We start from the raw sequence: 14443 nt of genomic DNA on the forward strand, positions 1-14443 counted from the left end.
TGGTGATTTCTACAACTTACTTAATCTTTCACGTAATTGTTCGTCCTTTTCAAGCATTTCTACACATACATTTCCTACAACTTTCGCCGACCTCAAATAGTGTTCAGCCAATTCTAGTGTTTTGTGTAATATATCAGGATATTTTTCAATTACTCTCATCGCTTCACCTTTTTGATAAAAATCACTGCTTAATAAACTCTCAATATTTGTTCCAATGACGTCTAAATGGATTTTATATATATTTTCTAACTTCATTACTATATCAAGTAGTTCTTGAAAATTAACTAATACTTCTTCTCCACCACCAGAACCACTATCTCCCATTGATACTTGCATTATTGAATACCTCCTAACGAGAATTGTCTCGGGTCAATTAACTTTTTATATGGCATTTTTAACACGTCATACAATTTCTTATTAACCGCATAGAGGCTCACCCAGTCATATCGATTACGATCTACATCTATTTGAACGAAATCTTCTCCTTCAGTGAAATATAAGAAACATTCCCATTTTCCTCCTCTATTACTTCGAGGCCTCGTATACGTTTCTATCGCTATAACGTCTTTATTTGATAAATCTTTTCCCTCAAATGTTTGTTGTTCTGTTTCTGTCATTCTCTTTGAGAAAAATGTATCTTCTATTTCTCTCGGTTCTCTCAATAAGAAAGGGATGCGTGTTAATAATGAAAAATATACATCTGGCTTTGGTATGTAGTCGATCTCGTATTTTTTATTTGGCTCTACTTCTGTTAATACAGCCACTCGGTCTTTATCATGTTTCAAAAAGCCAATTAATACATTATTCATTCTCGTGTATTCATGACAATTTTCATATTCCTTTAATAGTTCAATTATTTGAAAAGCTGCAGGTGTAATTCCATTTTCACTTGTAAGTAGGCCTTTTTCTTTTAAACTCGTAGTTGCTTTCGTGACACATTCTGCATCAAGTAAAATAATTACGTCACGGTTTGGCAATCCAAATATATCGGTAACCCCAGCTGCACCTGCGAGAACATATAATTCAGCAGGTGCAAAACTCATTTCTTTCCCCATTCTTTTATCCCTCATTTCTCCATCACAACTGTTTTATCGCCCTTACTTCCGATCTATCTCCGTACGTTTGAATACTTTTATCTAACTCTTTCAAAGCTTTCGTATGTCCTTCAAATGCATCTACCAGTTCTGAGTTATATTGAATGATTAAATCTAGATAACTTAAAAAGGCATCTCTCGTTTTTCCATTCCAGTTTGCACATGTAACGTATGCTTTTAAGTTTTTCGCTTCGTTTAAAGAATCCTTCATACCATTTTCAATGTTTTGTGCGTAAGAAATGGCACTTGCAGTGTTACTTCCTATAATTTCAACCTCTTTACCACTCATGTTGGTTCCCTCCATTCTTTGTATGCTTAATGGATAAGTTTTTCAATTTCCTTTTTCTTTTCTTCAAAAGCCTTAGTCGCTGCAGCGTATGCTGACGCTTTCTCCGATTCTGCTTTCGCTTTATATTCCAAATACTTTGCATAAGCTGTACCTTTTGCAGATCCAACATCGCTTAATGCACTTTTAAAATAGGATACTAATGTATTTAATTCTTCATCCTTTTCATGACGTTTTTGTTCAAATTCAACTGCCGGAATTTTATTAGCTTCCAAGCCATTACTTTTACTCTCATAATCTCTCTTCGCTGATTCAGCCTCTTGAATGAATTGCTTTAACTCTCTTTCTTTATCTTTTAAATAATCATGTAAATCATCATACCGATCTCGTTTCCTCGCACTTTCTGTAAAACCAGAGGCATTTAAAAAAGCATTGTACAATTCATCTAACATCTTTCTCCCCCTTTATTACAATAATTATGTAGTTAAATTCGTATATATAAACATGAATATTCATTACATTAAGAATTAACGAATAATTATTTTTGCATATTGCTATTTTATCAAAGGGGTTTTAACATTTCCATATTTTATAAATAGCTTTCGCATTTTTCTTCAATTGTAATACCTCAAAAGCAGGCAGTCTTTAAGGCCTAATTAAGTAAGTATTCTATGTTACGAATGAAAAAGGATCTGATATAAATATCAGATCCTTTTCCACTGCTTCTTTTATAAATTTAATTTCTTGCGTTTCATACGATAACTGGTTCATACGTGCTCAAATTATCATACACAGTTTTTACAATACTAGGCGGAAGGTTAACACATCCTCAGATCCACCTTTTCCTGTGGCAGTGCATAATTTTTAATAGAATCCAAGTGTATTTTTACTTGCCTGACTTAATTTTTTCGCTATACTCTTCTAAAGTTAACCCTTTTTCTTTTAGATACACAGCAACTTCTTTTCCTACATAACGATAATGCCATGGCTCATACTTAATGCCAGTAATATTCTCTTTATCTTTCGGATAGCGGAGAGTAAACCCATACTCTGCAGCATTCTTATCTAACCATTTGAATGCATCAGTCGTTTCAAATTTTGCATTTAAATCTTCTACCGTATTCTGCCATTCAACTGAAATAATGTCTAACGCTAATCCCGTATGATGTTCACTTGCACCAGGATACTGAAGATATTCCAATGCCTTAGCACTAGCCTCTTTATCCGACAAACCTTGAGATTTATAGCTTTTAACTGAAGCATCATAATAAGTTTGTTGTAATTTTATAGCTCGATAACCTGATCTTAAATAAAGATTGATTCCCTCTTTTTTTGCAGCTGTTACCATATCCTGATAGGAAGTTGCAATTCTACTATCTATTTTCATATTTGGCTTCGCATTTTGAGTAATACTTGTTAATTCAATTCCTAGTTCCTTTGATAACATATGCTCTCTATTTACAAGAATAATTCTCCAATCATTAACATCAGAGATAGGTAAAACATCTTTTTTATTCGCATTTATCTCATTTTTATTTTTATCGTTATTATTAGTAGTTTCCTGAGATGTTTGCTTTCCACTACAAGCAGCAAGGCTCCATCCCATTGCCAATACCAATGCTAAAATTATAAATTTTTTAATTGTATCTCATTCCCTTTTTGTTTATTAGTCTTTATACCAATTTCCCAACACATCTCTAGGAATCTCCTTGAAATCCTCTAAAGAAACGGGGCCGACAAATTTTTTAATCCCATGATTTTTAGAATCTTCATCCGAATAATCTTTTAAAAATTGAATTTTAAATTGTTTCTTACCATCAGCATAGTCGGTTACTGTCGGTACGAGTGCCGCTTGTCGTATACCAAAAGTTTTATCTTCATACTTGACGAATTGTATATAAGATAGTCCTCCAACCAATGTTTCTAATTTTTCTTGAGCAGAAATAAGATTTCCAAGAGAATAATAGATTAGCGTATCATGTCCATCTTTATTTTGTTTCCACTCAATTGGTTGAATTACATGTGGATGATTTCCAATTACTACATCTACACCTAAATCTGTTAAATATTGAGCAACTTCTTTTTGTTGCTTTGAAGGTGTAGAGGTATATTCTACTCCCCAATGCACCATAACAATCACCATATCGGAGCTACTCTTTGCCTTTTCCACATCATTTTGTATCGCTTTTTTATCCATTACATTTAATGCCCAAGACTTATCAGCTGGAATTTTAATTCCATTCGTACCGTATGTATAATTTAGTAACGCAAAACGAATACCATTTTTTGTAATCGTTTTTATTTCATTACGCTCATTTTGATTCTCATTAATGCCTAATGGGATAACATCCGGATATTTCTTCCAGTATTCTCTTGTATTCGCAACACCTTTAATACCCATATCCATAGCGTGATTTGTCGCTTGCGTCACTATATTGAATCCAGTGTCCACTAAAGATTGACCTACTTCTTCAGGTGTATTGAAAGTCGGATATCCCTGTACTTTTAGATTATTTCCTGCTATTGGAGTCTCCTGGTTCACTATAGCAAGATCACTTGATTGAACAGCTTTTTTGATATTTTCATAAATATAGTGATAATCATATGAACCGTCTTTTTGTTTGCCATCTTTAATTACTGCATCATGATATAAATTATCACCCGTTGCCATTACATTCACAACCGATTTTACTTTTTTATCTTCAATAAAATTAGGAGACTGTTGAATGGGACTTTTCTCTACCCAGTTTGGTGCTTTTAATGATGTATCTGTATTTGATTGAGCCGGTGGTGATGAAGCTTTAGATGACTTAACATCTGTATTATCACAAGCGGTTAAAATTACTAAAAAAATAAGACATAATAATAATTTATTTTTACTTCTCTGTAAATTATGTAACATGTAATCCTCTTTTCTGTTCTATTACTTATAACCAATTTTAACAAATAACTTTTTAAACAACGTATTTTGGTTTTACACTTCATTATGGAAGGACACTCTGTTACATCTGCTTCGGAATATACGGATAACCGTTTTCCACTTTCTAACAATCTATCGATTCTATTAGAATTGATAGATTGCTAAAAAAGCATTATCCACCAGGATGCCGACTAGATTCCAATCAACATCCTCCATATATTGAATTTGATATACCTGTTCCAATTGTAGTAGCTGGTTAATCTAAACAAGAGAGGAGATATAGCCTCTTCTCTTGCTTTACATTTGTGAGTGGCTCCAAAAAGAGGGAATCGTTGACGTCCCCTCTTTAGATAGTGCAAAATTTTTGTACCTATTTTCTTTAAGTCGAGCGACAATCACTATACGAATCACAATAAGTAAGACCCAAGAACTTATTTTACCAATATATTAAAAAAGTAGCAATATCACCTGCGATTCATATAAAGAAGACAATTAGGAGAAATGAAAAAGGAAGTCGTTATCTCTATCGTACAATTGATAAAGATGATGTAGCTCAAGTATTAAAAAAGTTAATCTGTACTATTAACAACAGTTAAAAGAAAAAAATAGTTATTTCCTATATCGAAAATTATGTAAATGAATACTGGTATGAAACGACTATACGATGGCACCGTTATATTTCCATAAAACTAACAAACTAAAATACCACGTAACATTACAAGAGTTACGTGGTATGTAAACGATGAAATATTAAATTTTCACTGATTGTTCTTCTTGATAAATAATTTCACCATCAATAATAGTTATTTCTACTTTTAAATCTTTAATTTGGTTTGGATTCACACTTAAAATGCTGTCATTTAATATAACTAAATCCGCCAACTTTCCGACCTCTATGCTTCCTTTTATCTCTTCTTCAAAACTCGCATAAGCGCCATTCCATGTGTATAGTTTAATAGCTTCCATTACACTTATAGATTGATTCACACCAACCTCTATTCCAGACTTCGTTTTTCTATTGACAGCAACATGAATTCCTAATAAAGGGTTATAGTCGGTAACTGGTGCATCCGAACTACCTGCTGCAATGATGCCTCGATCAATATAATCACGAGCAGCGTACATATGATTAACACGATCACCATAGTGCCGTAAATATATCTCTCCGAATTCATATGGAAATGGAGGGTTTGGAATTGGAACTATCTCAAGTTTTTTCATTCTCTCTTGTAAATCTGGTGAAGAAATTCCCGCGTGCTCGATTCGATGACGATGATTTTTTCTTGGTGATTCCTCTAACGCCCTTTCTACACAATTTAAATACATTTCAATAGCTTTATCACCTTGTGCATGCACAGTGATTTGATAACCTTTTTTGTGTGCTTCGCCTAACACTTGATAAATTTCTTCCTCATTATAATAAAGAATGCCATAATTGTTACGATCACTCGAATACGACTCACGGGTTGCAATTGTAGGTCCAGTACTACTTCCATCTGTAAACAGTTTAGCTGGTCCAACCTTGAACCTCTCATCTCCCGTACCAGTTATCACACCAGCTTCGACCATTTTATTAACAAATTCATGGGAGTTATTTATTTGACATATCATTGCATATATTCGGACACGAATATCCCTACTCTTCACAGCTCGTTGTAGTAAACGAAAACTCTCAGGTCCATCTCCACCTGCGTCATGTATACTCGTTATACCAGCTGCAACGAAATGATCTGATGCAATTTTCACAGCCTTCATCATTTCACTTTCTTTATAACTTGCAACTTCACTCATCTCCATATTTGCTGCTTCAATTAACCTTCCTGTAAGCTTTCCTGCCTGATCCTTATCAATAACTCCCCCACTCGTGTTCGGTGTGTTCTCGTTAATTTGCGCAATTTCTAATGCTTTGCTGTTCACTACGCTTATGTGGTGACAAGTACGAGTTATAATAATAGGATGGTCAACTGAAATGTCATCCAGCTCAGTAATTGTTGGATAACGCTTTTCCTTCACAGCGGTTTCATTAAAGCCCCAAGCACGTATCCATTCACCTTTTGGCGTTTCTAATGCCTTCTTTTTTAGGTCATCTAACAAAGCTTCGATAGAATCAATATGTTCAGCTTTACAACTGACAGCCAACTGATTTTGTCCATAAGAAATGAGGTGAAGATGGGAATCAATGAATCCAGGAAGAAGCGTTTTTCCTTGCAAGTCAATTACATCCGTTTTTTCTCCTATAAAACTCTTAACCTCCTCATTTGAACCAACAAATGCGATACGATTATTTTGTATTGCCACAGCTTCGACTACTGTATTCTTTTGGTCGACTGTAATAACCTCTCCATTTAACAAGACAACATCAGCTTTCATAAACTCAACCCTTTCGGAATTACCCTTTTCGAGTAATTCATTCCGTATTTACAGTTACATCTCTCAATAGGATCTTCCGCCTTTTAACAAATTAAAGTTGAGCTAAACACTCTTTTATTGTTGTAACGATAAAAGTAAAGTCTTCCTCTGTAATGCTTAATGGAGGTGCAAGTTGCAAAATATTATTGTAACCGGCAACAGTGTCACCATTTTTACCGATAATTAGACCTTTTTCTTTACAAGCATTGATAACTTTGTTCATCTTTTCAATGGAAGCTGGTTCTTTTGTTTGCTTATCTTCCACTAGTTCAATACCTAAAAGAAGACCTTTTCCGCGAACATCTCCTACGTTTGGATGTTCTTTTACATCCTCTAGTTCATATAACAGTCGTTCACCCAATTCCTTGGAACGGTCAATGAGTTTCTCATTCTCCATAATTTCTAAATTTTTCAAAGCTAAGGCGCAAGCTGCAGGGTTTCCTCCGAACGTATTCACATGGCGAAATCGATTATAATCTTCGCTGCCTACGTACGCCTCATAAATCTCTCGTTTAACTGCTGTTGCCGACAAAGGAAGATACGCACTTGTAATACCTTTTGCCATCGTAATGATATCTGGTTTGACACCGTAATTCATAAATCCAAACGGCTTCCCTGTCCGCCCAAATCCACATATTACTTCATCACAAATGAGCAACGCACCGTGCTTCTCGCAAATTTCTTTTACTTTTGCCATATATTCATCAGGAGGCATCAAAATGCCGCCCCCAGTAATAATCGGCTCCATAATTACGCCGGCTACTGTTTGACTTAACTCCCATGTCATGACACGATCGATTTCATCAGCACTTGCCAGTGTACGAACATCTTCTGGATTACGATACGTATCAGGCGGTGCTACATGCAAGAATCCTTGCCCAAGTGGTTCATATTTATACTTTCTTTGTGCTTGTCCTGTTGCCGCAAGAGCCCCCATTGAATTACCATGATAAGCACGATAGCGTGAAATAAACTTATAGCGTCCATGATCACCTTTTTGCTGATGATATTGACGAGCAATTTTAAACGCTGTTTCATTTGCTTCCGATCCACTGTTAGAAAAGAAAATAACGTATTCATCATCAAGCCATTCATTCAATTTCTCTGCTAATTTAATAGCAGGAACATGACTTTGTGTCAGAGGGAAATATGGCATTTCTTCCAGTTGTTCAAAAGCCGCTCTTGCAAGCTCTTTACGGCCATATCCAACATTCACGCACCAAAGACCGGACATGCCGTCTAAATAACGGTTTCCATCAATATCCGTCACCCATGCTCCTTCTGCTTTTGTAATAATTAAATTCGTTGGATTAGGGGATGCTCCTTTCATTGCATGCCAAAGGTACTTTTCATCTGCTTGTTTCAAACTTCGTGTTTGCTCTGTCGCTTGCACAATCACCAACTCCATTCTATCCGTTTATGATTTTCTATCACTCTATCAATAACGAGCCGTAAGCATTTTCTTGCGTGTATAAAATTCTACGCCATCTTTTCCATTTGCATGGAGATCACCATAGAAGGATTTCTTATAACCTGAGAATGGGAAGAATGCCATTGGAGCAGGAACCCCAAGATTGACCCCAAGCATACCTGCATCAATTTCTTCACGGAATTCACGAATTGCTTTCGCGCTATCGGTGTATAGGCATGCACCATTTGCGAACGGTGATGCATTAGCAACATGAATTGCTTGCGCCAAGTCTTTTACGCGTATAATAGAAAGAACCGGTGCGAAGATTTCATCTTGCCAGATTTTCATTTCCTGTGTCACATTGTCAAAAATCGTTGGACCGACAAAATAACCGTCACCGTTTGCTGCATCATCTTCACGTCCGTCACGAATAAGTGTCGCTCCCTGCTCTATACCAGATTGAATGTATCCGTGTGTACGCTCTTTATGGCCGTCACGAATAACGGGACCAAGGAAAACATCTTCTTCCAGACCATTACCAATCGTAATTGCATTCGCCTCTTGAAGCAGTCTATTAACGAGCTCATTTGCAACGTCTTCTTCCACGACAACAACAGCCGCCGCCATGCATCTTTCACCCGCTGAACCGAAGGCAGCACTTGTAATTTCTTTCACTGCAAAACTAAGGTCCGCATCTTTTAATACGATCGAATGATTTTTTGCACCTGCAAGAGCTTGTACACGTTTGCCGTTTGCTGCTGCTGTTTTATATATATACTCAGCGACAGGTTGAGAACCAACGAAAGATACAGCCTTCACATCCTCATTGTCAAGAATGCCATTCACGACGTCATGTGCACCATGTACAACATTTAGTACTCCATCTGGAAGACCTGCTTCTTTAAACAGTTCAGCTATGCGATTCGCCAGCAACGGTGTTCTTTCAGATGGTTTTAATACAAACGTATTTCCGCATGCAATCGCGAGTGGGAACATCCAGCATGGCACCATCATCGGAAAGTTAAATGGCGTTATTCCTGCGATTACTCCGATTGGATAACGATACATCCCTGATTCAACACCAGTAGCAATATCAGGAAGTTGCTCTCCCATCATTAAAGTAGGTGCACCTGCTGCAAATTCAACACATTCAATCCCTCGCTGTACTTCACCGTAAGCTTCTTTATAACTTTTTCCATTTTCCAAGGTAACGAGTTTCGCTAACTCCTCCCAGTTTTCAATCAAAAGCTGTTGGTAGCGAAATAGAATCCGAGCACGCCGAGGTACAGCAACCTTTTTCCATGTTTGGAATGCTTCTTTCGCAGTTGCTACAGCTCTATCCAAATCTTCTTTAGTCGAAAGCGGCACACGAGCAATAATCTCTCCTGTTGCTGGATTTGGTACATCTTCTACTTGTTTACTTTTAGATTCTATCCATTGTCCACCAATATAATTTTTTAACGTTTGTACATTTTTGGTTACTACCATGGTGAAACCTCCTAATTTTAAGATAGCCGTCCTATGTATGTATTGCATTCACAAAAAAGAAAGCGCATTCATTAGACGGTATATAAACTTATTTATATACATTTCTCTAACATTACTAATCTTACTCTTATCGATTGCATATGCAGGAGCAGTCATCTGCTTAGCATTTGTCCACTCCCCAGTTCACATTATTTCAGATTAATCTCATGGTTCATCTTATAATTCTTTTTCAAAAATACTGGGCAATCCCATTCACAAACAAGGTCCTTATCCAAGGAAACAACCCAGCCCTTTGTAACATGATACTTTTTTCCATCAACAGTAATAAACACTTCACCGTCTGTCACATAGAAAACTTCCTGTTCTTCTACATGCCACGTTCCTTTATTTGGTTCACCTACCCATGGTTCCCATGTGTTGGCACCTAGTTGCTCTGCTTCTTCTGCTGTAATTTTTTTCGCAAAAAACATGATGATACCCCTCTCTCTTATTAGTAATTTTGACGGAATACGTTCCTATACATCTACTGTTTTAACATTGGTATCTGTATTAACATTGGTAACCTTTAAACGTTTGAACTCTTTTCTCATAAAGTATATGGCAATGAGAACGCCTGGAATTTCGGCAGCAGGAGCAGCGTACCATACACCTTCTACACCCCAGAACTTCGGAAAAATAAATAGAAACGGTATCATGAACAACAATATTTTGCTAACACTAATAAACGTTGCGGACCAGTTTCTCTCCTGTGATTCAAAATAACCAGAGACAAGCAAGCTAACTGCACTAAGTGTAAACAAACAATTGAATACAACCGTCGTCCAAATGCCCAGTTTTTGCAATTCAGGATTACCACCGGAAAAAAATGACACAATTGGATCTGCAAAAATGATTAATATAGCTGTCACAATTACAAAGAAGGAAACTGTAAAAATGAGTCCCATCTTAATTGCTTGTTTCACACGATCAAGGTTGCCTGCACCGTAATTATAACTAATAATCGGTTGAAGCCCTGTCATCCCACCGAGCGCCGCTAAAGCAAGAAGATTTGTAATGTAACCATTTTGAATCGTGAAAGCTGCAACGTGCAGACCACTTCCGTAGCTTTGCAGTAAATTGTTGGTGAAAATAATTGCAATAAACATCATGAACTGACTAGAGAAAGATGCAAACCCCGTCCAAACTACTTCACCAATCTTCTTAAGATTAATCATCACATCTTTCATTTTTGGCTTCAGTTTTGTTTTACCAAACCAGAAATAAAAGATTAAGAGAACAGGAATCGATTGCGAAATCGTATTAGCCCATGAAGAACCCATCATCCCCATGTCGTACTTCACTACCATAATCCATTCCATAACTCCAGCAACAACTGCTGCGACTAACCAACTGTTCATTGACAATATAGGTTTTTCATCGATATTAGCTAAAATACTTAATACAACGGCCAATATCGTTAATGGCAACGAAATCCATAGTAGTCGGCTATATTGCACCGCATACGGAAGTGCTTCATCACTTGCTCCAAATAGAATCATAATATCAGTTTCAAAGACCAATCCAAGTACAGCTATCAAAGTGGAAAGGAAAAGAGTAAACCATAAAGTTTGTCCCATAATACTTCTAGCTTCTTCTATCTTCCCTTTCCCCATTCGAAGTGAAATGACCGCTCCGGCTCCTATCCCCAAAAGAACCCCAATCATACGGGTAATAACCATGACCGTAAATCCAATTCCGATTCCTTCGATTTCTAGCTCCTGAAAGCCACTGACGAAATAGCCATCAATAACCGATACAACTCCTAGAATTACATTAGCCATAATTCCTGCCAAAGCAAACCGTAAATATAGTAACGGAATACTTTTGGTTCCGAGCACTGAATCATCCACCGACTTATTCATTCCTTCTGGCTTCTCTATGTTCGATGACGGACGGTTGTCCACTATTTTCATGAGCATATCCCCTTACAAATAATTTATATAGCAAGTTAAGCTCAATTAATTCACATACCAACCTACAGGCTTGGCATGCTGGTGGATATTGATTTGCTTCGTTTCCATAAAGTGCTCCAGCCCGGCAACACCTAAAGCCCTACCGATTCCACTTTGCTTATACCCGCCCCAAGGACCTTCAACATAAGCAAGATGATAACTATTAATCCAAGTAATTCCCGCACGCAATTTACTAATGACACGTTTTGCTCGGTCCATATCTTCAGTAAATACAGCACCGGCTAATCCATAAATGGAATCATTCGCTTTTTGGATCGCATCTTCCTCACCTTTAAATTTCTGTACAACAAGGACTGGTCCAAAAATCTCTTCCTTAACAATACGCATATCTGCATTTACATCAGCAAAGATTGTTGGTGCGATAAAAAAACCTCGATCAAGCCCATTTTCTGTTAAACGTTTACCACCACAAACTAATTTTGCACCTTCTTCCATTCCACTCTTTATATAATGTAAAACGTCATTCATATGAGACTCGGTTGTGAGAGCTCCCATTTCGATATTCTCGCTTTCCCCGTTGCCAACTACAATTGTACTTGCACGCTCGGCCAATCTTTCAACAAATTTATCGTAAATGGTCTCTTGTACAAGCAAACGGGATGCAGCTGAACAAACTTGCCCAGCGTTGTGGAAAATACCAAACATCGCATTATCGACAGCAGTTTCAAAATCCACATCGTCGAACACAATAAGTGGAGATTTCCCCCCTAGCTCCAGTGTAATTTTTTTCATATTGCCCGCGGCTGCTCGCATAATACTTTGACCTGTTTTTGTTCCACCTGTAAAGGCAATTTTGTCAACATCATAGCTCTCTGCAAGCTCATTCCCAACCTTTGAACCAGGTCCCAATACTAAGTTTGCCACTCCGTCTGGAAGCCCAATCTCTTCGATAATTTCAAATAACTTGAATACGCTTACAGGAGTGACGTCAGCAGGTTTAATTACAATTGTATTCCCTGCGGCAAGTGCAGGAGCAATTTGCCAAACAGCTAGCATAAGCGGGAAGTTCCAAGGTACAATCAGTCCACAAACACCAATCGGTTCATGAATAACAATCGTTTCTGAAGAATCATCACGATTGTAAGATTCCTTTTTTATACCTTTAATCAAGTCAGCATAATAGCGGAAGCATTGAACCGATACTGGAATATCTACATAGGTTGTTGCACGAATAACCTTACCGTTATTTGCAGTTTCCAAACGGGCAATTTCAGCTGTCTTCTCTTCAAGACGATCTGCAATCTTATATAGATAATCAGCTCTTTCATCAGCCGATAAATCTGACCAAATTCCGCTGTCAAACGCTTTACGCGCCGCCTTTATTGCTAGTTTCGCATCATCTGCTGATCCATGAGCGGACGTTGCAATAACCTCTTCAGTTGCAGGATTAATAATATTTCGTCTAGCACCCGATAATGCTTCTACCCATTTTCCGTCAATGAACATGTTTATTTCCATAAACACCTCTCCTTTACGCAATAATATCTACCAGCTTGAAACCAATATGTGCTATATTGACCAGCATCGTTTTCTGATTATAGAATGGGAATGATTTGAGACGTTCCTTTTCAAATCGATATCCACCTGCATTCCCCGTAACGATCCATTGTGCCAATAACTTACCAAACAATGTTGAGAGAGACGCGCCGTGGCCTGTATAACCAGTTGCAAAATATGCACCTTCTTTAGATTTACCGATAACCGGGAACGTATCAATTGTCACACCGATAAATCCACCCCACCTGTAATCTATCTTGCTTCCTTCTAGTTTTGGCATTATTTTAACCATAGCATCGTACACACTTTGATAAACGGCATCACCTAAGTTCGGACGAATATCACCACCGCCAAATACGATTCGATTATCTGGTGTACGCCTGAAATAGTAAAGGAAACTACTCGTATCAAAAACCATGCGATCTTTAGGAATGACGCTATTCAAAAGTGTTTCTGAAAGCTGTTCAGTAGCAATAATGCGTGCCGAAATTGGCAGTACGCCTTTATTCAGTTCAGCCATGATTTTTCCAGAGTAACCATCTGTAGCAACAATAATGTCTTTCGCTGTAACAGTACCTTTTTCTGTAACAACTTTCACACTATTTCGGCCGTACTCAATAGATAATGCTTTCGAATGCTCAAAGATTTTTGCACCAATTGATTTCGCTGCTTCCCCCAAACCAATTGCATAGTTCAGTGGTTGGAATGAGTAACTCGAGTTGTCGACTAAGCAACCATAATATTGCGGGGAATCAATTTCTTGATGCAACTGACTTCGATTAAGCACGCTACATTCATATCCAAAATTTTTGTTTAAGTACTCACTTTCATGTTTCAATCCTTCAAAATGTTTGGCTTTGTAAGCTGCCACAATGTGACCTGTCTTTCTAAAATTACAGTTGATTTGATGCTCGTCGATAATGTTTTTAACTAATTCAACACTAAGCAGAGAAAGATCGTTAAGCTGTCTTGCCTCTTCGGCACCATACTTTTTAGCAAGCTCCTGCATCGTTGACTTATAGCCCGGCAATACCATCCCGCCGTTGCGACCGCTTGCGCCATATCCGATTGTTTCCTGCTCAAGGACAATGACACTCTTTCCTAATTTTTGCAAATGATATGCAGAAGAAAGACCTGTGAAACCTGCGCCAATAATGACAACATCCGCCTCTTCATTTCCTTCAAGAGGTTTTCCTTTATCATAGCTGTTTGCAGTCGCTGTCCACAGAGAGAGCGTATCCATTCGATCCATCTTTTCCATAGCTAATCCTTCTCCTTTCGTGACATGTATGTTACAATACAGTCAAAAATATTCGCAATATTCAC

General features: G+C 37.5%; 13 protein-coding genes. All 13 read right to left on the reverse strand.

Annotated features, from left to right (window positions below; genetic code table 11):
- Window positions 1-9: 9 nt before the first annotated feature.
- The 13 genes from JDS95_RS00455 to JDS95_RS00515 all read right to left on the reverse strand — a co-directional run bounded on the left by JDS95_RS00455 (window position 10) and on the right by JDS95_RS00515 (window position 14378).
- Window positions 10-336 (reverse strand): MFS transporter, encoded by a 327-nt coding sequence (locus JDS95_RS00455; protein WP_085450378.1) that lies wholly within the window; start codon window positions 334-336, stop codon window positions 10-12.
- Window positions 336-1055, reverse strand: a complete 720-nt coding sequence (locus JDS95_RS00460) for a DUF5081 family protein (protein WP_000514129.1) — start codon at window positions 1053-1055, stop codon at window positions 336-338. Before JDS95_RS00460 ends, JDS95_RS00455 begins: the two co-directional genes overlap by 1 nt.
- 22 nt (window positions 1056-1077) lie before the next feature.
- On the reverse strand, window positions 1078-1383 hold the full coding sequence (locus JDS95_RS00465; RefSeq protein ID WP_000014533.1) for a WXG100 family type VII secretion target: 306 nt from the start codon (window positions 1381-1383) through the stop codon (window positions 1078-1080).
- 26 nt (window positions 1384-1409) lie between these two features.
- Window positions 1410-1832, reverse strand: a complete 423-nt coding sequence (locus JDS95_RS00470; RefSeq protein ID WP_000883460.1) for a hypothetical protein — start codon at window positions 1830-1832, stop codon at window positions 1410-1412.
- Window positions 1833-2266: 434 nt separating this feature from the next.
- Window positions 2267-2998 carry a M15 family metallopeptidase gene (locus JDS95_RS00475; protein WP_000241999.1) on the reverse strand — a complete coding sequence of 244 codons (732 nt, stop codon included), beginning with the start codon at window positions 2996-2998 and terminating at the stop codon, window positions 2267-2269.
- Window positions 2999-3046: 48 nt separating this feature from the next.
- Window positions 3047-4282, reverse strand: coding sequence for a CapA family protein (locus JDS95_RS00480; protein WP_199690130.1), 1236 nt, complete (start codon window positions 4280-4282; stop codon window positions 3047-3049).
- A gap of 768 nt (window positions 4283-5050) precedes the next feature.
- Window positions 5051-6670 (reverse strand): amidohydrolase, encoded by a 1620-nt coding sequence (locus JDS95_RS00485; protein WP_199690131.1) that lies wholly within the window; start codon window positions 6668-6670, stop codon window positions 5051-5053.
- A 91-nt stretch (window positions 6671-6761) separates the two neighbouring features.
- Window positions 6762-8117: an aspartate aminotransferase family protein gene (locus JDS95_RS00490; protein ID WP_002044034.1), complete on the reverse strand. Its 1356-nt coding sequence runs from the start codon at window positions 8115-8117 to the stop codon at window positions 6762-6764.
- A 30-nt stretch (window positions 8118-8147) separates the two neighbouring features.
- Window positions 8148-9608 carry a CoA-acylating methylmalonate-semialdehyde dehydrogenase gene (locus JDS95_RS00495; protein ID WP_000261822.1) on the reverse strand — a complete coding sequence of 487 codons (1461 nt, stop codon included), beginning with the start codon at window positions 9606-9608 and terminating at the stop codon, window positions 8148-8150.
- 188 nt (window positions 9609-9796) lie between these two features.
- Window positions 9797-10078 (reverse strand): cupin domain-containing protein, encoded by a 282-nt coding sequence (locus JDS95_RS00500; RefSeq protein WP_000464526.1) that lies wholly within the window; start codon window positions 10076-10078, stop codon window positions 9797-9799.
- A gap of 45 nt (window positions 10079-10123) precedes the next feature.
- Complete coding sequence (locus JDS95_RS00505) at window positions 10124-11560, reverse strand: MATE family efflux transporter (protein ID WP_000706169.1); 1437 nt, start codon at window positions 11558-11560, stop codon at window positions 10124-10126.
- Between the two features lie 45 nt (window positions 11561-11605).
- Window positions 11606-13078: an aldehyde dehydrogenase family protein gene (locus tag JDS95_RS00510; RefSeq protein ID WP_000405151.1), complete on the reverse strand. Its 1473-nt coding sequence runs from the start codon at window positions 13076-13078 to the stop codon at window positions 11606-11608.
- A 13-nt stretch (window positions 13079-13091) separates the two neighbouring features.
- The gene (locus JDS95_RS00515; RefSeq protein ID WP_000413844.1) at window positions 13092-14378 is read right to left on the reverse strand and encodes an NAD(P)/FAD-dependent oxidoreductase; all 1287 of its coding nucleotides are present in this window, start codon (window positions 14376-14378) and stop codon (window positions 13092-13094) included.
- Window positions 14379-14443 lie beyond the last annotated feature (65 nt).

The organism is Bacillus cereus group sp. N24 (genome assembly GCF_016483345.1).
GTDB classification, from domain to species: Bacteria; Bacillota; Bacilli; order Bacillales; family Bacillaceae_G; genus Bacillus_A; species Bacillus_A toyonensis.

Coding starts and splice junctions, on each gene's coding strand:
- JDS95_RS00470 (WP_000883460.1), bottom strand. CDS start 1,832: ATGTTAGATGAATTGTACAATGCTTTTTTAAATGCCTCTGGTTTTACA.
- JDS95_RS00465 (WP_000014533.1), bottom strand. CDS start 1,383: ATGAGTGGTAAAGAGGTTGAAATTATAGGAAGTAACACTGCAAGTGCC.
- JDS95_RS00510 (WP_000405151.1), bottom strand. CDS start 13,078: ATGGAAATAAACATGTTCATTGACGGAAAATGGGTAGAAGCATTATCG.
- JDS95_RS00490 (WP_002044034.1), bottom strand. CDS start 8,117: ATGGAGTTGGTGATTGTGCAAGCGACAGAGCAAACACGAAGTTTGAAA.
- JDS95_RS00495 (WP_000261822.1), bottom strand. CDS start 9,608: ATGGTAGTAACCAAAAATGTACAAACGTTAAAAAATTATATTGGTGGA.
- JDS95_RS00460 (WP_000514129.1), bottom strand. CDS start 1,055: ATGGGGAAAGAAATGAGTTTTGCACCTGCTGAATTATATGTTCTCGCA.
- JDS95_RS00515 (WP_000413844.1), bottom strand. CDS start 14,378: ATGGAAAAGATGGATCGAATGGATACGCTCTCTCTGTGGACAGCGACT.
- JDS95_RS00480 (WP_199690130.1), bottom strand. CDS start 4,282: ATGTTACATAATTTACAGAGAAGTAAAAATAAATTATTATTATGTCTT.
- JDS95_RS00505 (WP_000706169.1), bottom strand. CDS start 11,560: ATGAAAATAGTGGACAACCGTCCGTCATCGAACATAGAGAAGCCAGAA.
- JDS95_RS00485 (WP_199690131.1), bottom strand. CDS start 6,670: ATGAAAGCTGATGTTGTCTTGTTAAATGGAGAGGTTATTACAGTCGAC.
- JDS95_RS00455 (WP_085450378.1), bottom strand. CDS start 336: ATGCAAGTATCAATGGGAGATAGTGGTTCTGGTGGTGGAGAAGAAGTA.
- JDS95_RS00500 (WP_000464526.1), bottom strand. CDS start 10,078: ATGTTTTTTGCGAAAAAAATTACAGCAGAAGAAGCAGAGCAACTAGGT.